At 62.8% G+C, this 15,852-nt stretch carries 20 protein-coding genes; 17 read left to right on the forward strand and 3 right to left on the reverse strand.

Annotation, left to right across the window (positions count from 1 at the left end; translation table 11 throughout):
• The 3 genes from VF515_22260 to VF515_22270 all read left to right on the forward strand — a co-directional run.
• Window positions 1-880: OmpA family protein (locus VF515_22260; GenBank protein HEX7410352.1), on the forward strand; the 880-nt coding region annotated here is incomplete at its 5' end.
• Between the two features lie 87 nt (window positions 881-967).
• On the forward strand, window positions 968-1,288 hold the full coding sequence (locus tag VF515_22265; GenBank protein HEX7410353.1) for a BON domain-containing protein: 321 nt from the start codon (window positions 968-970) through the stop codon (window positions 1,286-1,288).
• 194 nt (window positions 1,289-1,482) lie between these two features.
• On the forward strand, window positions 1,483-3,774 hold the full coding sequence (locus VF515_22270) for an MMPL family transporter (GenBank protein HEX7410354.1): 2,292 nt from the start codon (window positions 1,483-1,485) through the stop codon (window positions 3,772-3,774).
• A 46-nt stretch (window positions 3,775-3,820) separates the two neighbouring features.
• On the opposite strand, the gene VF515_22275 is transcribed toward VF515_22270, so the two are convergent.
• Window positions 3,821-4,507 (reverse strand): hypothetical protein, encoded by a 687-nt coding sequence (locus tag VF515_22275; GenBank protein ID HEX7410355.1) that lies wholly within the window; start codon window positions 4,505-4,507, stop codon window positions 3,821-3,823.
• Window positions 4,508-4,519: 12 nt separating this feature from the next.
• A complete protein-coding gene (locus VF515_22280) occupies window positions 4,520-5,359 on the reverse strand; it encodes a PhnD/SsuA/transferrin family substrate-binding protein (GenBank protein HEX7410356.1) in 840 nt (279 codons plus the stop codon).
• A 455-nt stretch (window positions 5,360-5,814) separates the two neighbouring features.
• Here VF515_22280 and VF515_22285 point away from each other — a divergent pair, with 455 nt between their 5' ends.
• The 14 genes from VF515_22285 to VF515_22350 all read left to right on the forward strand — a co-directional run bounded on the left by VF515_22285 (window position 5,815) and on the right by VF515_22350 (window position 14,886).
• Window positions 5,815-6,339, forward strand: a complete 525-nt coding sequence (locus VF515_22285; protein HEX7410357.1) for a hypothetical protein — start codon at window positions 5,815-5,817, stop codon at window positions 6,337-6,339.
• A gap of 357 nt (window positions 6,340-6,696) precedes the next feature.
• On the forward strand, window positions 6,697-6,885 hold the full coding sequence (locus VF515_22290) for a CsbD family protein (protein HEX7410358.1): 189 nt from the start codon (window positions 6,697-6,699) through the stop codon (window positions 6,883-6,885).
• A gap of 177 nt (window positions 6,886-7,062) precedes the next feature.
• Window positions 7,063-7,476: a phage holin family protein gene (locus VF515_22295; GenBank protein HEX7410359.1), complete on the forward strand. Its 414-nt coding sequence runs from the start codon at window positions 7,063-7,065 to the stop codon at window positions 7,474-7,476.
• Window positions 7,477-7,518: 42 nt separating this feature from the next.
• A complete protein-coding gene (locus VF515_22300; protein ID HEX7410360.1) occupies window positions 7,519-7,755 on the forward strand; it encodes a hypothetical protein in 237 nt (78 codons plus the stop codon).
• Window positions 7,752-7,961 carry a hypothetical protein gene (locus VF515_22305; protein ID HEX7410361.1) on the forward strand — a complete coding sequence of 70 codons (210 nt, stop codon included), beginning with the start codon at window positions 7,752-7,754 and terminating at the stop codon, window positions 7,959-7,961. The genes VF515_22300 and VF515_22305 overlap by 4 nt, the downstream gene beginning before the upstream one ends.
• 5 nt (window positions 7,962-7,966) lie before the next feature.
• Window positions 7,967-8,332, forward strand: a complete 366-nt coding sequence (locus VF515_22310) for a hypothetical protein (protein HEX7410362.1) — start codon at window positions 7,967-7,969, stop codon at window positions 8,330-8,332.
• A gap of 29 nt (window positions 8,333-8,361) precedes the next feature.
• Window positions 8,362-8,640, forward strand: a complete 279-nt coding sequence (locus tag VF515_22315; protein ID HEX7410363.1) for a YtxH domain-containing protein — start codon at window positions 8,362-8,364, stop codon at window positions 8,638-8,640.
• Between the two features lie 21 nt (window positions 8,641-8,661).
• Window positions 8,662-8,817: a DUF3309 family protein gene (locus VF515_22320; GenBank protein ID HEX7410364.1), complete on the forward strand. Its 156-nt coding sequence runs from the start codon at window positions 8,662-8,664 to the stop codon at window positions 8,815-8,817.
• An 868-nt stretch (window positions 8,818-9,685) separates the two neighbouring features.
• A complete protein-coding gene (locus tag VF515_22325; protein ID HEX7410365.1) occupies window positions 9,686-10,321 on the forward strand; it encodes a hypothetical protein in 636 nt (211 codons plus the stop codon).
• 342 nt (window positions 10,322-10,663) lie between these two features.
• Window positions 10,664-11,464 carry a hemerythrin domain-containing protein gene (locus tag VF515_22330; protein HEX7410366.1) on the forward strand — a complete coding sequence of 267 codons (801 nt, stop codon included), beginning with the start codon at window positions 10,664-10,666 and terminating at the stop codon, window positions 11,462-11,464.
• A 373-nt stretch (window positions 11,465-11,837) separates the two neighbouring features.
• Complete coding sequence (locus VF515_22335) at window positions 11,838-12,233, forward strand: FAD-dependent oxidoreductase (GenBank protein HEX7410367.1); 396 nt, start codon at window positions 11,838-11,840, stop codon at window positions 12,231-12,233.
• 469 nt (window positions 12,234-12,702) lie between these two features.
• Complete coding sequence (locus VF515_22340) at window positions 12,703-13,077, forward strand: BON domain-containing protein (GenBank protein ID HEX7410368.1); 375 nt, start codon at window positions 12,703-12,705, stop codon at window positions 13,075-13,077.
• A gap of 49 nt (window positions 13,078-13,126) precedes the next feature.
• A complete protein-coding gene (locus VF515_22345) occupies window positions 13,127-13,654 on the forward strand; it encodes a hypothetical protein (protein HEX7410369.1) in 528 nt (175 codons plus the stop codon).
• A gap of 362 nt (window positions 13,655-14,016) precedes the next feature.
• Window positions 14,017-14,886, forward strand: a complete 870-nt coding sequence (locus VF515_22350) for a hypothetical protein (GenBank protein HEX7410370.1) — start codon at window positions 14,017-14,019, stop codon at window positions 14,884-14,886.
• Window positions 14,887-15,328: 442 nt separating this feature from the next.
• Here the strand turns inward: VF515_22350 and VF515_22355 are convergent.
• On the reverse strand, window positions 15,329-15,852 hold a 524-nt coding region (locus tag VF515_22355), incomplete at its 5' end, for a DUF2959 family protein (protein HEX7410371.1).

Genomic DNA, 15,852 nt, shown 5'->3' on the forward strand with positions numbered 1-15,852 from the left:
TCGGGCGCACGTCCACGAGGGCGCTACCGCCAATCCGTATGCCGGCTACATGTTCAATGACTATCTCGGGCTGCAGGGCCAGATCCACACCACCTTCCAGGTCCCGGACAACGACCACCGCGGCTTCGCGCATGAGAACCGCACCACCACGCTGTTGGGGGGCACCATCGGGCCGCGGCTGTCCTTGCCGCTGGGCGAGTTCGTGGAGCTGTACGGCACCGGTCAGGGTGGTGTCTTCACCGGTCTGAGCGGACGCCTCAATCACACGGCACCGGGCTTCTCAGTCGGTGGCGGCATCGACTTCAATCTGACGCCCCAGGTCGCGCTGGGCCTCTTCGGTCGCTGGAACCGCGCCTACATGTCCCCGCGTCCGACATTCCTGGTCGGGCAGGTCGCCGATGAACAAGGTCCGGCAGACGCGCGCTGGGCGACGTTCGGAGTCGGCTTGAAATACGCCTTCAACGGGCCAGCGGTAGCGCCGGTACCAGCGCCCCCACCTGCGCCAGTCGCGCAGGCGCCCGCGCCGCCACCACGGCCGGCAAAGAAGAAAATCGTCCTGCGCAGCGTCCACTTCGATTTCGATAAGTCGGCCATCCGGCCCGATGCCGTCCCGGTCTTGAATGAGGCGGCTGAGACACTCAAAGCCGAAGGCGGCATCGCAGTGATTGTCGAAGGCCACACGGACAGCGTCGGGACCGACGCCTACAATCAGAAGTTGTCGCACCGCCGCGCCGGTGCGGTGCGGCAATATTTGGTGAAACACGGGATTCCAGCCAACCGCATTACTACCGAAGGGTTCGGCGAATCACGCCCGGTGGCGTCCAACGACACTGAAGACGGACGAGCCCAGAACAGACGTGTGGAATTGCGCGTCGAGTGACCGCACTGCTTCACACACACCCCGGCGGCATTCACCGAAATTCCCTCCGGTGCCGCCGGGGCAGCCCCCAACTGAAGGAGAATTGCCATGAGACTATTCAATCGGTTCGCTACCTTCTCGGTCGCCGTCCTGCTCGTTTCTCTCCTGGGATGCGCCGCGACGGCAAAGCATGAGGGAACCGGGGAGTATGTTGACGACTCTGTCATTACTACCAAAGTGAAGGCGGTGGTCTTTAACGAACCTTCGCTGAAATCGAGCGAGATCAACGTCGAAACCTTCAAAGGCACGGTGCAGTTAAGCGGTTTCGTCAGTTCTCAGGCCGACATCAACAAGGCGGTCGAAGTTGCACGCAGCGTCAAGGGTGTGAAATCCGTCAAGAATGATATGCGGGTGAAGGGGCAACAGTGAATCGACTCGTTGCCAGCGCGCAGCCGGCTCGGTGAGCACTGGTAGCGGACGCCGATGGCGCCGTGACTGCATGGCACCATCGGCGTCCCACTTGAAGGCGCGACGCGCGGGAGCGAGCTCGGGTCGCGCCGTTTCTCCTGCGCAGTTCGCTTGACTGGTACGGTTCTACTTATAGAAAGCTGCCAAACGAGCGCATGCAGATGGGAGGGCTGTCGCGAATTTTCGCCTTCATCATCGCGCGGCGGTGGTACGTCCTGGCCTGCTATGCGCTGCTGTTGCTCCCCAGCGCGTATTTCGCCGCGCAGGTCCGCCAAGACAATTCCCTCGATCGGCTCATCACCGCGAGCGACCCGGACTACATCGCCACCCGCGACTTCGAGAAAGTGTTCGGCGCGGGTGAGTTTGCGCTCCTCTTGGTGGAGGCCGATGATCCGCTATCTCCGGCAGTGATCGAGCGGATCGATGGCATCGAGCGCGCGCTGCGCACGGTCCCGCATGTCACCGCCAACTCCGCCCTCTCGGTGTTCCGGCGTGCCAAGGCCGGGTTCGAGCCCAGGGCCGCCCAGGTGGAAGCATTCCGGCAGTTCGCGACGGGCACCGACATCTTTCGCAAGCAGGGGTTGGTGGGCGACCACTCGCTGGCCATCGGGCTCATGCTCGACGTGCATGGCAGCGAGGAGCGCGAGCACACGCTCGCGGCCATCGACCGGGCGATCGACCAATCCACGCCGAGCCCCGCCTCGCTGCAGACCCTGCACAAGCTGGGTCAACCGTACGTCAACGTCTACCTCGACGACACCCTGCGCTCGGCCTGGCGGTATCTCGTGCTGTTCGGCGGGTTCGTCGTCGTCTTCAACCTCGTGCTGTACCGCTCGCTGCGCACGCTCGCGGCGTTCCTGATCACCCTCGGGGTCTGCTTGGCGGCGGCGGTGGGCTACATCGGGGCGACCGGCGGCACGCTGACGATCGTCTCACCCATGGTGCCGATGACGATTCTGGTGACGGCGACGGCGACCTTGGTGTACATCCATTCGCGCTTCGTGGAGCGGCCAGCCGGCTGGTCAGTCGACGCGCATCAAGTGTTCGCCTTGACCAACAAGTTCGTCGCGTGCACCGCATCGATCTTCGCGACGGCGGCGGGCTTCGCGGCGTTGATGGTGTCCAACATCCGGCCCATTCACGAGATGGGGCTCTGGGTCGCCGTCGGACTAGTCTTCACCTGGGTCATCGTGTTCACCCTCTTTCCGGCGTTGCAGAAGCTGCTGCAGACACCCACCGAGCAGGAGCGGGGTATGGCCGGTGCATGGCTCATTGGCTTCGCCACGTGGTTGCCGCGCTTCACCTACCGCTGGCGCTGGCTCCTCGTCGTCACGTCGCTGGTGCTGACCGCGCTCGGTGCGGTCGCCCTGTTCGGCGCACCCGGTCTCGTCGGGCGGGTGCCGGTGCTCACCGATCCGGTCGAGTATATGGATCATGCCTCGCCGCTGTACCAGGACATCAGGCGTCTGCAGCCGATCATCCCCGGCCTCTCGATCACGCAGGTGTGGCTCAAGGGCCCTCTCGGCAGTGTCTCCGAGCCGGCCGTGCTGACGGGCCTCCACAGTTTTCAGCAAGGGCTCGAGAGCGACCCGGATGTGGGTGCGGCCATCGACCTCACGACGATCTTGCGCATGTTCCGCTACATCGCGGGCGCGGGCGACCGCTGGCCCGACGACCCCGAGGTGGTCGGGCAGTTGGCCGGCGACCTCGAAGGCCTGATGGCGACCGAGCCGATGCTGCAAAGTTTCGTGCAGCCACACGCGCTGGCGCAGACACAAGTGACGGTGATCACGCGCACCGCAGAGTACGAGGGGTTCGAGCGGCTCGACGCCTCCATTCGCCGCCATTGGCAGGACGCGGTGACGGCCCATCCAGCGCTGCGCGAGTTCGAGCTGAAGACGGTCGGGTTGAACCCGCTCCACGCGAAGATGGCGCAGAACCTGGTGCCCACGCTGGTCGAGAGCTTTGCGCTGACGGTGGGCGTCATCTTCGCGGCGTTTCTGCTCGTCTTCCGCAACGGCACGGCGCGGCTGATGGCCATGATTCCGTCGATCTTCGCGATCCTTGTGATGTTCCTGGTCATGCGCCTGCTTGGCATGCGGCTCAACATCGCGACGATCCTGATCGCCTCGACGGTGCTCGGCACGTCCGAGAACGATCAGATCCATTTCTTCTATCACTTCCTCGAGAAGCGGCAGGACGGCACGGTCGAGGAGTCGCTGCGGCACACGTTGCGCATTGCCGGGCGGGCGATCGTCTTCGCGACGCTCATCAACGCCGGTGGCTTTCTCGCCTTTGGGCTCAGCGACCTGCCGCCGATACGGCAGTTCGGGATCCTCGCGGCGCTCGCCTTTGTGCTCTCGATGCTGGCGGATTTCACGGCACTCCCAGCCGCGCTGTGGATCCTGTTCCGCGCCCGGCCGGACGCGGACCGCCAGGCTCCGTAGAGGGCCGTCGCGAAGCCCGCGCCATTGCACGCTGGGGCACGACCGGTCACGGCGGAGCGATCGTTGTCGGCGCGCACGGTGGCAACCCGGCTTCGTCAATGAGCTGCTGGAGGAGTGTCTGGTCATCAAGGCGGAGGGCCGCCTTGTCGGCAAGACAGCGGCAGAGGTGGGGGCCGGCGGGAGTTGGGTCACCCAGGGCAATGTAGGCCTCCGCTAGACGCAGGTGATTCTCGAGCCCCTCCGGGTGTGTCTGCACCAAGCCCTCGAGCAGTTGGAGGCCGACCTCGGAGTCGCCATGCTGGAGCAACACGGCGGGGGCCATGACATACAAGGTGCCGAGCAGCCGCGTTGCCGCCCCGCCGCGAAACTCTGGATCGAGATCCCGGCTCCGCCGGACGCCGCGCTCGATCTCCGGGACAAGATGCGCGGCCAGGAGACCCTTCTGTTGCACCAGTCGGCCCGTTACCGCGGCCCGCGCGAACAGAGATGGGGCGGTATCCTCCTCGTGCACCCGCACGACGTCGTAGGCGTATTGACGATCGGCGGGTGTATCCTGGCCAGCGGCGATCAAGGCTTCGAGCCCGTCCGATAGTGCGAGCGCGTCTTGCCGATCGCCCGCCGCGCTGAGCTCGGGATGGACGGCGCCCTTCCGCGTGGCACACGCCGAGCTGAGGCAAAGGCACGCGACAGCCAGCAGCGCCGGCCAGCCATCGATGAAACGACCCGTACGCATATCAGGGGACCGCTATTTCCCGTATGCGGCGACGACCGCTGCGTAGTCAGTGGCGCTGGCGGCTTTGAGCGACACAATGCCCACCTCAGCGCAGGCGCTCTGTCCCTCCTTGTCGCACAGGTTGGCAAGATGCTCCTGGAAGCGCTGTCGCTCGGCTGCCAGCGCCGTCGGGAACGCAGTCACGACCATCGGCGGCAACTCCGCGCTCTGCCACACGGTGCGCAGCCCGGCGGCCCCTTCGAGATGCGGCAGCTCCGCGAGCTGCGCGTCGTCGACCAGCGCGCAGGCTGCCTCGCCGTTGATCACCTTCTTGATCGTCTGCAACGGACGCTGGGTCTGGACGACGGTGAAGTCGGCCAACGTGAATCTCCCCCCCGCCACGACGCGCTCGATGAAGCGCGTGTCATCCATGTGGTCGCTCACCACGGTCTTCCCTTTACAGCCGGCGAGATCCGCCGCGCCCTTGCTGATCAGATAGTACTGCCGGCCCCCGGCCAGCGACACCGCCACTTGTCCGATCACCTCGAGCTTGTACTTCGCCCGCAGGGCCAGAAAGGCCGGCAGCGAGAAGATGCCGTAGTGCGGCTGGTGCGCCTGGATGAATGCCTCGGCGGCACTGCGGTTGTTGTAGTACTGTCCCTTGGCATCGGCCCAACCATTCTGTTCAGCCGCAATGGCGACGAAGCGGTCGAGGTAGGGCTGCACCATGGTTGGGCTGCCGACCCCATGCTCTTTGACCACGAGGATCCACACCCCCGCCGTGTCAGCCTGCGCTGAGACGGTCGGCGACTCCAGCAGCAAAAGGAAAGCGGCTGCCACGAGCACAAACGGGCCGACAGCTGTGCGCACCATGGACCTCCCGTCGTACGGGCGTACATCGCCTGACCTACGAAATCGCTGTTTGCTCACTGCCACCCGAGACACCTCGTCACTTGCACTTACTAGCAAAATTTCCGCTCTAGGGAATAGCCCTTCCGCCCGCGGGGCGAGAGCGATTTCTGCTGGTCAGGGGTCTGGGAGCGGTACGATCATATCGCGACCCTTCCTTGCGTTCCTTCTCCAAGCGCCTTCTCGATCGCCCGGTCGCCACCGCCCCGCTTGTCCCGCAACAAGGATCAACGCTGTACTCGTGCAGCCCGCCGGCGGCAAGAGCGACACGCGTAGAACCACGCGCGTAATACTCCGAGCTTACGGCGTCGCCGCGCCTTTTGTATAAGGATGGATATGGCGGTCACAACGAACCTTGCCCGGGTGGTGCACGGCGACGCCCGCCGAGCCAACTCACAGACTGTAAAAGGGGGAGTAAGATGAAGACAACAAAAGCCATTTTGATGATCTTAATGGCTCTGTCGCTCGGAGCCTTCGGTGCAATCGCTACAGCCGCAGAGCACAAAGGCCATTCAACCATGTCAATGGAGATGGCCCATGAGCCACACCATGTCCTGGCGATGGCCTACCACCGCAACCTGACTACCTTCGCCAAGGCCCTGCACGAGCAAACTGTGGGAGCCAGCTCCGTCGACCTCGAATTCGCCCGCGCTGCGGTGGCGGAGATGCGGCGCAGTTTCGACCAGATGAAACAGCATCATCAGGCATGCATGCAGACGATGAGCGTGGAGATGCAGGCCAAGATGAAGGGCAAGATGCAGCAGATGGAACCGCATCAGAACCAACTGAACGACCAGCTTACGGCGCTGGAGCAGGAAGTCCAGTCGGCCACGCCCGACCCGAAGAAAGTCTCCACCTTAGCGTCCAACGTCCTCACACACCTCGATGCGATGTCCAAAATGCACCAGGGCAGTCGGGGCAAGAAGATGAAAATGAAGATGTAGATCGACACCTCTGCCGGGGCTGCCGGTGGCGTGTCAATAGAAACGAGATACTCGTGTCAATCGAGAAATCGCACCAACCCGAGGCGCTTTCACGTGGAAGCATCCCTTCTCGACCACAGAGCACCCTTCGCTCTGCGGTGAGTTGTCGTCAGATCCAGCGGCTCGGAGCGCGTAAAAGCGGCCGAAGGTGCGGGGCCGCACCTCCATCGGTGCAAACGATTTTCAGCGGCGAGAAAGCCGGGAGACCGAATGGTGCCGGGGCACGTTGCGCATGAGGAAGCCTAATTCGGGCACAGCCGTTGCTTGCAAGATCGGCAGGAGTTGTTCGCAAGACCTGCAGGATAAGGAGGCTCGACCATGGCCAGTGGCAAGTCGGATAAACTGAAGGGACGCGTGAAGGAAGCTGCGGGGGCACTGAGCGGCAATGCGAAGCTGAAGCGGAAGGGTCTGGCCGACCAGGCTGTCGGGAACATCAAGCAGATGGTGGAGGACGTTATTGAGATGGTGGGAAACTTTTGTGATTGGGTCAAAGGTTTGTTCGCATGAGGGTGAGGCTCGGCTGAGTTGAAAACTGGAACAGCGGCCCACCGAAGCGGCGGTGGGATGCGGTGCATCGAGGCCGCAGTCGTGGCGCGGTCGACGCTGGGCGTCTGCTCGGCGCAGGACGATCCGCGCGTCACGGACTAACCTGGCAGAGTGGAGCGCGATCGAGCGAGGTGAATCATGGCACTTGCAGAAGCACACCCAACCCAGGGGGACATTGCTGGCTGGCACAGCCCCGCCGGCGAACCGTCCGTATCGTCATCGCTCGAGCATTTGGTGGCCGGTAGTCAAGGCGTGATCACCAAGCGGATCGATTTGGCGCTGCTCGAGGGGCAAGATCTGCTCTCACACACTCTCCAACGCGCTGCATTGGTCGCCTTTGGCATGGTCTTGGCGGCTGGAGCGTGGTTCGCGGTGGCGGCATGCCTGGTCCTGTTGGTTACCCCAAACGCCAACCCGGTCCTTCGTTTGGCCGTCTTCGGGTTGCTCAACGCAGGAGGTGCGTTTGGGCTCGTCGCGCTTGCCATGCGCGGTCGGCCACAGACACCGGCACGCGCGAACGGCAATGTGTCCAGCACAACCGAGGGACCGTAACGGCAAGATCGCATTGCATTCGCCCGAAGGAAAGCACTGGCCGTGGACAAGACCGACTTCGCCGAACAGCGTGAGGACCTCCTGCAAGGGATCGAGCGGGACCAGGAAGAGGTGCGCGTCGCCGTGCACGAGCTCACGGGTGCGGCCGGGTCCACACTCGACGTGAGCGAGCACATCAAGAAGTTCCCGCTGACGTGGGCGATTGGCGCATTTCTCGTCGGCGTGTGGCTGGGTAGTCTCGGCGCTCCGGCCCACGTGGCCGGACAAAGGAGAGCATGATGATCACAGATCAGATCGTGGAGGAGCCGCCGTTGCCGCGGCGCGCGGAGCAGGGGCAACCAAACATCGCTGCAGTCCGCTCCAGGGTGACGGACCTTGAGGAAGACGCCCGCACCTTGATCAGACAGCGGCCGGTCGTGGCGGTGCTGGCGGCTGTCGGCGTCGGCTATCTGGTCGCCCGCCTCGTCTCTCGCGCAATGAGGTAAGCGCCATGAGTGATGCGAAGCATTCGAACGGACCAAACGGCGCGCCGAGCGGAACAGAACGCCAGGGGCAGGGCTCACTCGGTGACCACGGTCGACAAATCCACCACGACGTGCACGCGCTTGCCGCTGCCGTGCAGGACGCGGCCGATGACTTGGAACGCTACGTCACAGAGCAGGTGCACCGGCGACCGTACAGCACCTTGGGAGTGGCGGCCGGGGTGGGTTTCGTTCTGGGCGGGGGTCTCCGTTCACGGTTGACCGCCGTGTTGCTCGGCGCCGCGACGAGATTGGCTATGGCTCTGGCCGCACGCGAGCTTGCTGCCCGGTTGTTGCCGGGCGCTTCCGCGTCCGTTCAGAACAAAAGCTCCTGAGAACGTGTGGGAGCAGGAAAGGAGCGATCATGAAGATTGAGGACATTTTGCGGGCACTGCCGTCGAAAGAAGACATCGCCAGCGCGGTCGGTCTCGAGGCGCGGAGCTCCCCGACCGGGGACATGCTCACGGCCTTCGCCATCTTCGGCACCGGCATGATCCTGGGCGCCGGGTTGGCGCTGTTGTTCGCGCCTAAAGCCGGTCAGGAGATCCGCCACGACATTGCCGAGAAGGTCGGCGAGATTGGCGAACATCTGCGCGCGCAGGCACCACAGCCCGCCGCGCCAGCCAAGCCACCCAGCGCCTGAACCGGCACAAAGGAGACCACTATGTCACTGCTAGTTCTGATTGTCTTGCTGCTCCTCGTCTTCGGTGGCTTGCCCAACTGGGGCTACCATAACTACGGGTACGGACCATCCGGGATCGGCGGCATTATCCTCATCATCGTGATCATCCTGTTGCTGACCGGGCGGCTGAACTTTTAGCGCCTCAGCCCTCTCCTTAGTCACAGCTCCGGCCGGCTGCGCTATGACACCAAGCCACCCGTAGAACCACGCGCGTAGTAGTCCGAGCTTACGACGTCGCTGCGTCCTCCTGTATAAGAAGAATGGTTGTGGCGGCTGCAGCGAGTCTTGTCTCGGTGGTTTCAGCAAGCCGTGCCTATCGGAACCGCCTAGTCGGATGGATGGAAAAGGAGAAACAAATGGTTGAAAGAATGGCTGCGCTCCTCGCCGTGAGCGCCCTCTTCATTGCCGGGTGTGACCTTCGTCCTCGGCCATTTTCATCGGCCTTTGGCAAGGACGGCTGCAGGTACAAGGACTCCACATATTCACACGGCTCAACGGCCTGCCAGTCGGGAACCCAGTATCGGTGTGACGACGGACAGTGGAAGGGGTGGGGAACCGCCTGCGCTGAGAATCCACCGGTGGCCGGCAAGGGCTGTGACCTCAATGGAAACTCGTATTCCGACGGTTCAGCCAGCTGCCAATCGGGCACCCAGTACCGGTGTGATGACGGCGCGTGGAGGAGCCTCGCAGTCGCGTGCACCGGTGGCAGCGACGGCGCGGCGCGCATGGCGCCAGAGGGGCGCACTTGTATGTACAACGGCGCAACCGTCGCCACGCAGTCCACGATCTGCAAGTCTGGCATCACCTTCCTTTGCGAGGACGGTGAGTGGCGCAACCTCGGTAGCGCCTGTCAGTAGGATGAGTGATACGAGAAACCGGCCGAGCGCTTGTGATTGGGAACATGTTGCGCGGGAGTCAAATTCTTGGGAGGGCACCGCATAGCGACCCAACGGGGAGCGGTCGCGCTGAAAGGACGCTGGGCGCAGCCCTCCTGGTACTTGCGGCGTTGGCGATCACCACGAGTTCCGCTCAGGCAGGCGTTCTCGCCGAGGAACGGGCGCCAGCATGGCTGGCGAGACTGGGCGGAGTCGTGGCCGCCGCGTTGGCGGAGCCGCAGAGTCACCGTGCCGACACCACTCCGGTAAGCTGTCCGTATCACTTCGGTGGCGACATGCCGGCAGCCACATTCTGTGTCTACCGGGGTGTTGCGTTCGGTGGCGGCGGCGAGGTGTGCGCGACCGACGTAGTGGTTATCTGGAGCAGTTTCGCCTCGCAAGCGGCGGTGAGTGTTGAGCGCGCGGAGAAGGCATCAGCTTCGAATAGAGAGGTCTATCTGGGATTCGTCGCTGACCCGGAACTGATCGTACGGGCGATCGTAGACCCTCGACAGGGCGACCGTGCCGAAATGGTAGGGTATACGCTTGGACGTGAGGAGGCTCCGCAGCTTCTCGCGGGACAGATGACACTGCGAGCGGTGCGCCTGGGGTCGGCGGATGTGCTCAGCATGGACTGGCGCGAACCGCGACGTTTCCACTCTGAAAGCTGCGCCTTTGCCTCGTACTGGGGAACGTTCCTTGGGATGATTCGACCTCCGAGCGAGACGACGACCTCCGTCGATCCCTTCATTGTGCTCCGCCCGTGACCCCGCGCGTAGAACCACGCGCGTAGTATTCCGAGCTTACGGCGATGCGATGCCTTCCTGTACAAGCAAGTATGGCGATGGACCCGGATCGGCATCTGACGGGAGTTCCAATTGACCTGCTCCAGCCGCACATGATTTTGCCGGCGCAGCACTTCAAACCTCCCAAAAGGCTCGCCCCAAAGCACCGGCTCATGACGGCTGTCCTCGACGGCGCCGTCCGGTGCGTTGAGAAGTATCGCTTCCCCACAGACGCTCGAGGCCGTCGGCTCTTCCACGCAGAACTCCGAGTGCACGAAAAAAGACGGCGGGCGCCTGTCGGCTAGCCGAGACAATGGAGTATCGATGAACGCAATTAGTATGCTCAAAAGTAACCACCGGAAAGTAGAAAAGCTCTTTCGTGAATTCGAGACAGCGGGTGATCGTGCCTTTCGCGAGCGCCAGGAGATTGCGCGTAAGGTGTGCACCGAGATCGAGATCCATAGCCAACTGGAGGAACAGCTCTTCTATCCCGCGGTCCAAATGACGGGCGACGCGAAGGGACAGGATCTCGTGCGTGCGGCGGTCAAGGAACACCACGTCGTGCAGACCATCATCGATAAGCTGAACGTCATGTCATCGGAGGCCGAGAACTACGGTGCGACCTTCAAGATGCTGGCTGAACACGTCGAACACCATATTCGGGAAGAAGAACGCGATATGCTACCGGGCGCCCGGGATCAGCTTGGCGAGGAAAGACTCGAGTACCTGGGTGGTCAGATGGCCAGGCGCAGGCGAGAACTCACTCCCGCACATCCCTATCTGCTGCGCGACACCCTGCGTCAGGCCAAGAGCTTCGTCACCATGGCATACGACGCACTGACGGGCGCCGAGTCCGCCAAGCCGCCCGCGCGGCGCAGTGCCAAGTCGGCGCCCAAACGCCGCATCCCGAGCCCGAAACAGGTAGTTCACGCGAAGACGAAGCGGCGCTCACAGAGCGGTCAGACCCCCCATGCACCGAAACCGGCCCGATTCGGAAACGGTCCGGCAACAGGCCGCAGTGCGCAGACCGTCCGTCGAGCCGTCGCCAAAGCGAAGGTCGTGGTCAAGAAGGGCGCAGCGAAGGCGAGCCCAAGGGGCGCAAACGTAGGTACGATCGTGGTCTGATCGGTGCTTGCCAAGACTGCTTGGCAACCGGTCGCGGTCCGACATCGCCATCCCACCACGCGAAGACGGGATGGCGAGATCGCAGCGATGGCCGTCGGATTGCATATCCGCTGCGCTCTCCCCCGGGGGCGCGTCCGCGCGAACCTCAAAGAATCGGTACAATCGTGGTGCAGAATGCGGCCGGGCACGGCCGATCTGGACTGACGTCCTGAGCACGATCGCTCCGTGGTTCGATGCCTACTACGAGTCAGGTTGTTCGGGTGTTGCGCCGTTCGGTGGTTAGCTTGCCGCCACAGATTCCTGGGTCGTGGCCGGGACTGAGACCTACCAACACAGCCAGGGCAGCACACATTGAAACAGTGAGGACATGACCATGAAGACTGATTCGGGGCGGAGCGTTTCCGTGTGGATGGCGACGGCGGAAGTGCCGGCGCAATTGCCGCTCACGATAAATGCGCGCGCGGACGTGTGCATCATCGGGGCGGGAATCGCCGGTATGACGACTGCCTACGTGCTGACGCGCGAAGGCAAGTCGGTGATCGTTTTAGACGATGGCCCCATCGCGGGAGGCGAGACGTGTCGCACGACGGTCACGCCATCAACGGCCCGGCTAGTTCGGGACTGTCGAAGGTGTGAACAGCACGACGGGTCGAGAGTGACAGCGGCAGTGCAAGGGGTCGTGGGCGTCCAGAGACTCAGCATGGACATCCGGGCGCCCGCACAGGAACTACAGTCGACCCGTCAAAAGCAGGACGACAACGATCAGTAGGATGATGCCACCGGCGCTGGATCCGTAGTACATAAAGTGTCCTCCTTGATAACGAGGATAGCCGATCCCTACCGGCAGCGTCAGAGCGTAAGATTATGCGCGCAGAACTACGCGCGTAGAACGACGCGCGTAGTAGTCCGAGCTTACGGCAGGTGCCCTGACCTTGTACAAATGCAGCAGCCCTGGCGAATGTCGCTCGGGCGGTTTCGACGAGCGGCTCGTAGATTCCGCGCCTCAATCCGGAAGACGAACGCTGCGAAGCCAAAATGACCGTGCTCGAAGAGCTCATGGAGCATCACGTCGAGGAAGAAGAACAAGAGATGTTCAAGGCCGCCGAGAAGCTTGGCGACGACCGACAGCGTGCGCTCGGGGCGTAGATGGAGGCGGGCAACGGACCGCAACGCGGCGGCGACAAAGGTGCAAGTCCGCCGCCCCAACAGAGTGCGCCCTCGCACTCAGGGAGGCAGATATGAAGAAACTAGCCGCAGTAATGCTGTTTGCCGGGGGGCTGGCCGTATCGGTCGCTTCCGCTCGCGCCCAGGGCGACCCGGCGGACAACTCGGGCAAGAACGTTCGCGATCGTCAGGATGCGGCGGTGACCTCCGGGGATCAGTCGAACACCCAAGCCGATCTCAACATCACGCAGGAGATTCGCAAGGCGGTCATGGCCGACAAGGACCTCTCCACGAACGCTCACAACGTCAAGATCATCACGGCAAACGGAGTGGTGACCCTGCGCGGCCCAGTCAAGAGCGCTGAGGAGAAGGCAAACATCGGCGCGAAGGCACAGCACGCCGCGGGTGTCACGCGCGTCGATAACCAGATCGAGATCGCGAGCGACTAAGCTTGCCAAAGATCCTGTCTGCTTTGCAAGACGGGAGGAAGGAATCATCATGTCGAAGAAATCAGTATTGTGCATTGCGTCGAGCGAGCCCCAGGTTGAGCGGATCGCGAACCAACTCAAAGCGGCAGGATTCTCCGGAAACGACATTTCGGTGCTGTTTGCGGACAAGACGGGCACTCGGGACTTCGCCCACGAGCAGCACACGAAGGCACCCGAAGGCGCTGCGGCTGGAGCGGGAACGGGCGGCGTGCTGGGCGGCGGGTTGGGCTGGCTGGTTGGAATCGGTGCGCTCGCGATTCCCGGCGTCGGTCCATTCATCGCTGCAGGTCCGATCATGGCGGCGCTGGCCGGTGCAGCCGTCGGTGCGGCGGCCGGTGGTATCACCGGTGCGCTCGTTGGTCTGGGGATCCCCGAGTACGAAGCCAAGCAGTACGAGGGCAAGATTCGCAAGGGCAACATGCTCATTTCCGCCCATACCGACGACGGCAAGGAAGTGGCTAAAGCCAAGGAGATATTCAAGCGCGAGGGTGCCACGGACATCTCCTACACCGGAGAGGCGTCCGCCAAAGGAGCCTAAGCACATCTGGCAGTTGAAGCACGCAGCCGCTCACCAAACGCAGAGCGGAGAAAGGAGGAGCAGCCATGGAGCCACAGCCACCAAAGCCACAGCCACCAAAGCCACAGCCACCGAAGCCGCAGCCACCGAAGCCGGAAAAGTGACCGGGGGACCGAGCGGCGCGTCTGTGGCGCCGCTCGGTCTGTTTCGTCAAGGAAGACATCGAGATCACCCGCCGGTCGGCGAGTTCTGAACCGCCACGACGCGCTTCGGTCTGCGCTGAGACTGCGATGGCGCGCCTCTGATGAAGCGCCTGTCGGCCGGGTGAGCTGGCCACCCGTAAGAATCAGATCCAGAAAGAAGGCGCGAAGGAGGGACATCACATGGAACAACCAATACTTTCATCATCAGCCACCCGCTCTCAAACCGGCCTTGCCGAGACTTCAGGCAGGAATGAGGCACACTCGTCCGGTGTGTCTTGGGCTGCAGTGATTGGAGGCGCATTTGTGGCCGCCGCGCTGTCGCTTATTCTGCTTGCGTTGGGCGCGGGGCTTGGTTTGTCCTCGGTTTCGCCATGGTCGAACGTCGGCGCATCGGCGTCGACGATCAGTACGGCAGCCATCGTGTGGGTGATTCTTATGCAAGTCATGAGCTCGTCTATAGCTGGCTATCTGGCAGGCCGTCTGCGCACGAAATGGGCCAATATTCACACGGACGAAGTGTATTTCCGTGATACCGCGCACGGGTTTCTGGCGTGGGCGGTGGCCCTCGTAGTCACGGCAGCTTTCTTGACGTCCGCCGCCACCTACATGGTGGGTGGAGCGGCATCATCTGCTGCAGGCGGGGCCGGGATCGCAACGGCACAGGCGGACGGCCGGGATCTCGATTCCAACGGGTATTTTGTAGACACCTTGTTCCGTTCGGACAGTGTGAAGCCAGACTCGAACCGTGCCTCGGTGCACGGCGAGGTCGTCCGCATCTTTGCGAAATCTCTACGCCAGGCGAATCTTTGGGCGGCAGACAAGAGCTATCTAGCCCAGCTAGTAGCTGCAAGAACGGGACTTAGCCAAACCGATGCTGAGAAACGGGTGTCTGATGTTTTTGTGGGGGCTCAACAAGCTGCGGATACTGCCCGCAAAGCGATAGCGCATGCATTGTTGTGGGTATTCGTTGCTCTGTTGATTGGCGCGTTTTGCGCGAGTTTCGCCGCGACCATTGGGGGTAGGCAAAGAGATCACGTCGTAATTATTTAGCGGCTAATGCAGCTTCGGACGTTTCAGATTCTCCGGCGCGGGCGGCGGAAATGGGCTGAGCCTTTCCTCTGTCCCGGGCGTGTTGATCGATCCGGCTGTTTGCCAAAGCCGCGCTCGGCCCCGGTGTTTGACCATTTCTGATTCTAAAAAAGGAGGCTTGCCATGCGGTCTATTTTACTTCTGCTCCTCGGCGTCCCCATCCCTATCATCATTTTGATCGCGCTTGTGACTCATTGTTAGCGGCAACGTAGAAGCGCGTGAATCTGGCGATGCATGCGGTAACATGGCCCTCGCTGGACCTCTTCGAATGGGTCGGGCACGCGCCAAACTGGTTCATCGTGCGCGCCTCTCGGCTCCCGCCCTGAGCGCCGCTTCCCCTCGAGCACCGAGGCCCGTGCCGCCTCTTATCGCGGGCGGGTCCGTCACCGTGAGGGACGCTACTTCATCGCGCCCGAGGGGAGAGCTGACCCGAGACGTTCGAGAGCGCCGCGAGCGCGACGTCGATGCTCTGTGCCACCCGGGCTCCCTTGTCGTTGGCACCCTGGACGACCGCGGTGTTCGCGACGAGCAACTGACCCGCGGGAGTGAGGTCGTTGCCGAGGACCTTCTGGACGTCGCCGAGGTTGTTCAGGAACGGGTCGAACGTCTCGTTCGCGACCGTCAGCGACTCGACCACTCTATCCAGGTTCGCCTTCACGTCCGAGCGACGGGCCTCGCCGACCTGCCGGAGCTCCGGGTCGCGCACCTGGCCCGCCTCCTTCTCCCACGCCACGAGGTAGCCGTTTCTCTTCGTCTTCATGCTCTTAAATCGCTTCTTCGTCTGCACGGCGTCGGCTCGCAGCCTGTCGACGTCCTTGCTGTACTTGCTGAAGGACGGCCGGAGCCGCTCCGGGCTGGCGTTCATCAGGTCGCCCAGGGATGTCAACGTCTGGTCGATCTGCGTGCGCACCTTGGTGAGGCCCGCGT

The organism is Candidatus Binatia bacterium, from assembly GCA_036382395.1.
In the GTDB taxonomy this organism is placed as follows: Bacteria; Desulfobacterota; Binatia; order HRBIN30; family HRBIN30; genus JAGDMS01.